Source organism: Grimontia sp. AD028, assembly GCF_000973155.1.
GTDB classification, from domain to species: Bacteria; Pseudomonadota; Gammaproteobacteria; order Enterobacterales; family Vibrionaceae; genus Enterovibrio; species Enterovibrio indicus.
Genome location: NZ_LASY01000177.1, coordinates 1 through 6,560, shown reverse-complemented (window position 1 = coordinate 6,560; position 6,560 = coordinate 1). Strand labels below are relative to the sequence as shown.

Sequence of the window (6,560 nt, the reverse complement as noted above, 5' to 3'; positions counted from 1 at the left end):
AAGGAACGCCGCGATCACAACGCCAGTCAAACTCGCTGAATCCTGCATCTTCAAGTTGTTTGGGTATAGACATCATTGATGGGCAGAAAGTTGCGTAAGCATGATGTGCTTGGTTAGTTTGTCACCAATTCCAGCGCTTGTTGGGTATAAGGATGGGTAGGTGCAAGGCGCTGCATTTCATTTGCCCATTGGGTCGCTGTGCTTGTTTCTTCCATATCAATAGCGGCTTTTACCGCTTCAATGTGTATCCAAGCACGTGGCCCGAAAGGGTAGTAACCGAGTTCTTCAGACGCCATCATGGTTTTCAGCATTTCAAAACCACGATCTCGTTGTTCGAAAGATTCAGGCAGACTAATGAAGGTGATGGCAGCAAGCGACTGTATGTAAAGCCCTTCATTGAGCCCGTAATAAGGTTTGTTAAACGACTCGTCCGATAGTCTTTTAAGTGATTTATTTAACGAGTCGACACCAATTTCTGAATACTTCTGGCGGTTCCAAGGTAGCCACGAATCACGTCCTTTCATTGACATAGTACTGCCGTAATAGGCGGTCAACAGGGCATCTTCGGGATACTGAATAAGCAGGTTTTCGACGGCGCTCAGTACGTGATCGCCTGCGCTACGGTCTCCCGTGCTGGCATCTACAAAGGCGTCTTGAAGCGTCTTTTGCATCGGGCCGGCGTTAACTTGCTTAAACCACAAAGCGGAAACGACAACGAATCCGACAATAGCTAACAGCGTTATGCGACTCAGCCAATTGTCCTTGATGTACATTGTCCTTCTCCTTGAGTGTTTCCTTGTCTTTTCACGATGCCAAGCTACATCAGGTTAGAGAAAAGAAAAGTGCGATGAGACCAAATGCATTTTTGGCCGATAAACCGCATTTGGATGATTTGAACCGAAAACGAGGTGATAGACACCCAAACACTCTGAAGATGCTGAATGCGAGCGTCTTCAGAGTGTTTGGGTATAAGTTACATTTGCTTGAACAAAGCGTGCGCATTTCGGCTCACGGGGAGTTGGCTCTGATTGGAAGCCACTTCAACCACCATCTTGCCGGTCATGTCCTTAAATACACGATTTATCGCGGACACTTTCACGATGACAGAGCGGTGAATTTGCCAGAAGGTTTCCTCACACAGCATCTGAGAAAGGTTGCGGAGCGGGGTGCGGATGATGTATTCAGCGTCGTTGGTCACGACGGTGACGTATTTGTCTTCTGCCCGAAAGTATTCGACATCATCAACATGAATAAGGTGGATATCTTCACCTTTTGCCGCTTTTAACCAAGTGAGTGGTTGTTCAGCTTTCTCCTTTGTTTGAGAAAGTATTTGGGTCAGCTCGTCAGCATTTAGCGTGGGTTTGGTACGCGTTTTTAAGCGAGAGCATGTCTTGGTTAGGCGCTTCTCATCAATGGGCTTGATAAGGTAATCAATGGCACCTTGCTCAAAGGCCTCGATGGCATAATGATCATATGCCGTGACGAAAACAATGCGGGGTGGCTTTTTCATATCGCTAATAAGGTTCGCCACTTCGAGTCCATCCAGCCCCGGCATCCTGATATCAAGAAATACCACGTCGGGTTGAAGTTTCTTGATGAGGTCTAGTGCCTCAATACCGTCTTTCGCGCTAGCTACAACGTCAATCTCAGAAGATACCGCCCCGAGAAGCCGACTTAAGTGATGACGGAGAATCGGCTCGTCGTCCGCAATTATTGCTCGCATTGAAATGAAATCCTTGTCGTGAATCCCCCTCCATGATGGGGAATGAGTTTTAGTCTGCCTTTTTCACCATAGAGGGTTGAAAGGCGTTCCTTCACGTTCTTCATGCTTACACCATTGCCTTTAGAACCATCATTAAAGCCAATGCCGTTATCGGAAATTTCCACGGTAAGCATGTCGTCTTCTTTCAAGAAATTGATTTGGATGTATCCTCCTTTCACTGAAGGCTCTATGCCATGCACCACGGCGTTCTCGACAGCTGGTTGAATCAGGAATGGAGGGATGCGGAGTTGCTTGGAGATCGAGGGGTCGACTTTGATTTCAAACCCCATGCGATCACATAAGCGGATCTGTTGAATAGAGAGGTAGCTGTCCAGCAACTTAAGTTCGTCATTCAGGGAGACAGTGTCTTTGCGCTGCTGTTTCAAACTTGCCCTGAGTAAGTCCGTGATTTTCTCGAGCAGTAATTTTGCTTTGGGCGCATCAATGTCAATTAACACCTGGATGTTAGCCAGCGTATTAAAAAGAAAATGCGGTTCCATCTGCCCCTGGAGGCTTTTCAGTTGGCTGTTTATCAGGGCTTTTTCTTGCTCCGCTTGCCGCAGTTGCGAATCTTTGAGGTCATTTTCTGCTTCTCTTGCTCTGTCACGCATGATGAAAAAGCAGGCTGTAAAGATCGCGACAGAAACCGTGAATATTAGCGTGGGAAGAAGTACTTCTGTCCGCCAGAAACCACGGTACTGATAAATCCACAACTGCATATTCATGGTGCCAATGATCGAGCCTACGCTAACGGCAATAGCCGTTCGCTTGGGGTTTGACCATTTGGGGAAGTTTCTCGCCAGAAATACGTGCAGAAAATTGAGAGTGACACCGTAGCCGAGTGAAATGGCTAGGTGGTAGTAAAAAGCCCCGCCGAAAAGAAACCCTGTAATGTATGCAATTACAGAACAAATTCCGATAACGACGAGAACGCGCGTGCGCTCTAGGTATGCGATTGTAGGGTTCATTGTGCTCTATCTTTTCTAACAAATGCGATGTTAGTTATTATTGTTTTACCGTGAAATACCTATCTGTCCTTATATTGGTGAAGATGCTCGAGAATTTTGATTCTCGAATCATTGTTATGGGTAGAGATGTTCTAGTTGTTGGGCTAAAAAAGAGGCGCAGCATAAATCATGCGCGCCTTTCGATAAGGTATTTCGGATGCACAGTAGCTTTTCCGTAAAATAATTAAGGAAAAACAACCAACCCGCTCACACTAACCCATTTTGTGAAGACTGTTAGTCCAATGCGATGAAAGCACCGATATGAAGATGATCGGTGCTATTTGGGAGTGAAGGGAAGGTGAACCGTGAGGGCTAGCTGGTGCTCGAAGAACCTGATTCCGGATGAATAGCAATAATGTCCGAGCGGGTGCCGTTTCCGCCTTGCCTCTCCGCATCTATTCTCATCATTTCGCTGGTATTGAACATGTGCTGTGGGTTTATACGCTCACCGCTGGCTTCGAGAGATGACAAGCCGATGCTAAGGGTGACAGCACCTGTTTGGGACAGGACGAAAGGAAGATTTTTAACCATCAGTTGATCATGTAGCTTTTGACAGACTATGTGCGAGTTTTCTCGGGTCGTATGAGGAAGAATGATGGCGAATTTTTCGTCCACCAAATGGGCAAGCACATCGGATGAGCGCTGGCAGGTTTCGGAGATCACTTTACTGATGTCTGTCAGTACATTATTCGCGGCTTCTTCTCCTTGGGCTGATTTGTATTCCTCAAATTTATCGACGGAAATCATCAGCAAGCTGAGAGGGGTTTTGTAGCGACTGGCTCTGCGAAGCTCTTTGTCGAGCATGTCGTTGAAGTGACGGAAGTTGCTCAATCCTGTCAGTTCATCAATCGGGTTCACTTCTTCCAGTTGGTGCGTGACATCGTCCAATGCCTCCTGATTCAAATCCAGTGCGTGTGTCAGCTCTACATTCTCATCACTGATCTGGTGAATAGTTTCACTTTGTCTTTTGGTCAGTAAAGAGAAGGCAAGTACCAGTGAAGCTAAACCGAAGATAATCACCAAAGTGGTCAGGGCTTCGGTTTTGTATTCCTGCCAGATCGGCGGTTGGTAGTTAATGAAGCGGGTGCCCTCGGGTAGGTCATCACGAGATACTTTGTGCTTCTCCATGGATTCAAGGTCAAAAAACAATGAGGCAGGCGCTGACATGGCGGAAGGTAGGGGAGTTGCAACATCCCTTGAAAGCACTTCGAGCGCCAGCTGAGCTGCGGCTTTACCCTGGCTGTAACCTGTGACTATCTGACCGCCTATCGCGCCGTGACCGATATGGGAATGCCAATAGGTATAGACAGGGAACGGAGCGATAGACGAAAGGAGTCTTGCCGTTTCCGCTGGGCTGTATTCGGAGCCATCGGATTTAGGCAGGGTATTACTCAAAAGGAAAATCAGTGAGTGTGCTGGGAACTGGCTTAACTCGGCATCCAACGCTTCGATAGACTTATCGACGATAATTTCAGTATCAAGGATATCGACGTAGGCTGGAAGCACGCTTTCCCTCACGATGTCGACAACACGTTTGTTATGGCCTTCTTTTGTGGTTCCCACAAACACAATAGAACGGGCGTCAGTGTGCTGGGACAAGGCGAGGTCCACGGCATTTTTATAATCACTGTACTCGGAAATGCCGGTTGTATTGATAGCGGTACTTAACCCGTCGATCGGGTAATCTTTCAGAGCGGTATAGAGGATGGGTTGTTTAGGGAACAGCTCCTTTTGATGGAGAAGCGCAAAATCTAATGCGGCATTGTCAGAAGTGATGACCAAGTCGGTGGCATCGGCAACTTGTTTGATTGCCAGCAGCTCGGCGACTTTTTCACTGACGGTTTCCCCTTGATATCTCAGTGTGTCGAGATAGACCACGGAAAGATCGATCTCTGTCCCCGTTGCATCGAAAGTGTCGCGAATGCCACTTTCGATTTCGTCACTCCAACCATAACCGCGGTGAAAGGCGTTGATATACAGCACCTGCTTAGCACCAGCGTCTGCGGAGGCATTGGAAGAAGCAACGGCAACCAACAAAGTGGAGAGAAAAGCCCCCAAAACCACACCAAGCACGGGCAGGGTATTCAAGCGGAAGAATGTCGAGATGATCTTTGTATCCATAGCGCTCTCAAAAGTGTTCAAGACTGTCAATGGTTGTATTTAATTTGAGACAGAGTAATCCACTAAGTGTAGTTACTAATTCTCTGAATTTGGGGCCTTGCAGGCCGAATGTGGGAGCTTGGGACTTGGCGCAAACTTTTGTTGTTAAACCGGGCTGTGAATGACAGAAATGTGACTTGTTTCGCTGTTTGCTTGAAGTACTGGAGCGAACTCTGTACCCTTGCGGCGTTTTCCATTCTCAGTTCAGGATTATTGCCTTGCTTAGTACAGCTAATATCACCCAGCAATTCGGCGCCAAGCCACTTTTCGAAAACATTTCCGTAAAGTTCGGTGAAGGTAACCGTTACGGCCTTATCGGGGCGAACGGCTGTGGTAAATCAACGTTCATGAAGATCCTGAGCCGTGAATTGGAACCAACCAGCGGTAATGTAAGCGTTGATCCTAATGAGCGTGTTGCCAAGCTGAACCAGGATCAGTTTGCCTACGAGAACTTCACAGTTATCGACACGGTTATCATGGGCCATAAAGAGCTGTGGGCTGTGAAACAAGAACGTGACCGTATCTATTCTCTGCCAGAAATGAGCGAAGAAGACGGCATGCGTGTGGCTGATCTGGAAGTGGAATTCGCTGAGATGGACGGCTACATGGCAGAGTCCAAAGCGGGTGAATTGCTGCTGGCGGTAGGTATTCCTGTTGAGCAACATTACGGCCTAATGAGTGCGGTAGCACCGGGCTGGAAACTGCGTGTGCTTCTGGCGCAGGTACTGTTTGCAGACCCAGACATCATGCTGCTTGACGAACCAACGAACAACCTGGACATCGACACCATTCGTTGGCTGGAAGACACGCTGAACGAGCGTAACTGCACCATGATCATCATCTCGCACGACCGTCACTTCCTGAACTCAGTGTGTACTCACATGGCTGACCTGGACTACGGTGAATTGCGCGTTTATCCAGGTAACTACGACGAATATATGACAGCAGCGACACAAGCGCGTGAGCGTCTGCTGGCAGACAATGCGAAGAAGAAAGCACAGATTGCTGAGCTGCAAACCTTCGTTGCGCGTTTCTCTGCAAACGCCTCTAAAGCAAAACAAGCGACTTCACGTGCGAAGCAAATCGACAAGATCCAACTGAGTGAAGTGAAGGCATCAAGCCGTCAGAACCCATTCATTCGTTTCGAGCAGTCAAAAGAGCTGTTCCGTAACGCACTGGAAGTCGAAAACCTGAGCCAAGGTTTTGAAGCTGATTTGTTCGCGAACTTCGGCGGCATTTTTGAAGTGGGCGAGCGCGTTGCGATCATTGGTGAGAACGGCGTGGGTAAAACCACTCTTCTGAATACGCTGGCAGGTGTGCTAGAGCCACGTACCGGTGAATACAAGTGGTCTGAGAATTCAAACATCGGTTACTACGCGCAGGATCACGCTCATGACTTTGAGCAAGACATGAACCTGATGGAGTGGATGAGCCAGTGGCAGCAAGAAGGTGATGACGAGCAAACCGTTCGTGGCTTCCTTGGCCGTATGCTGTTCTCTCAAGATGACATCAAGAAGTCTGTCAAAGTGCTGTCTGGTGGTGAGCAAGGCCGTATGCTGCTTGGCAAGATCATGATGCACAAGCCAAACATGCTGCTGATGGATGAACCGACCAACCACATGGACATGGAA

At 48.0% G+C, this 6,560-nt stretch carries 5 protein-coding genes; 1 reads left to right on the top strand and 4 read right to left on the bottom strand.

Going from position 1 to position 6,560, the window contains the following annotated elements; genetic code table 11:
* Positions 1-113: 113 nt before the first annotated feature.
* The 4 genes from RN22_RS24015 to RN22_RS24000 all read right to left on the bottom strand — a co-directional run bounded on the left by RN22_RS24015 (position 114) and on the right by RN22_RS24000 (position 4,890).
* Positions 114-773 (bottom strand): hypothetical protein, encoded by a 660-nt coding sequence (locus RN22_RS24015; protein WP_046308453.1) that lies wholly within the window; start codon positions 771-773, stop codon positions 114-116.
* Between the two features lie 200 nt (positions 774-973).
* Positions 974-1,723: a LytTR family DNA-binding domain-containing protein gene (locus RN22_RS24010; RefSeq protein ID WP_002541135.1), complete on the bottom strand. Its 750-nt coding sequence runs from the start codon at positions 1,721-1,723 to the stop codon at positions 974-976.
* On the bottom strand, positions 1,711-2,730 hold the full coding sequence (locus RN22_RS24005) for a sensor histidine kinase (RefSeq protein WP_002541136.1): 1,020 nt from the start codon (positions 2,728-2,730) through the stop codon (positions 1,711-1,713). The genes RN22_RS24010 and RN22_RS24005 overlap by 13 nt, the downstream gene beginning before the upstream one ends.
* A gap of 351 nt (positions 2,731-3,081) precedes the next feature.
* Positions 3,082-4,890: a GGDEF domain-containing protein gene (locus RN22_RS24000; RefSeq protein WP_046308452.1), complete on the bottom strand. Its 1,809-nt coding sequence runs from the start codon at positions 4,888-4,890 to the stop codon at positions 3,082-3,084.
* A gap of 257 nt (positions 4,891-5,147) precedes the next feature.
* Between RN22_RS24000 and RN22_RS23995 the strand changes: the two genes are divergently transcribed.
* A partial coding sequence (locus tag RN22_RS23995; RefSeq protein ID WP_046308454.1) for an ABC-F family ATPase occupies positions 5,148-6,560 on the top strand: 1,413 nt, incomplete at its 3' end.

Excerpts from the sequence above, each read along its gene's own strand:
- RN22_RS24000 (WP_046308452.1), bottom strand. The coding sequence starts at position 4,890 with ATGGATACAAAGATCATCTCGACATTCTTCCGCTTGAATACCCTGCCC.
- RN22_RS24015 (WP_046308453.1), bottom strand. The coding sequence starts at position 773 with ATGTACATCAAGGACAATTGGCTGAGTCGCATAACGCTGTTAGCTATT.
- RN22_RS24005 (WP_002541136.1), bottom strand. The coding sequence starts at position 2,730 with ATGAACCCTACAATCGCATACCTAGAGCGCACGCGCGTTCTCGTCGTT.
- RN22_RS24010 (WP_002541135.1), bottom strand. The coding sequence starts at position 1,723 with ATGCGAGCAATAATTGCGGACGACGAGCCGATTCTCCGTCATCACTTA.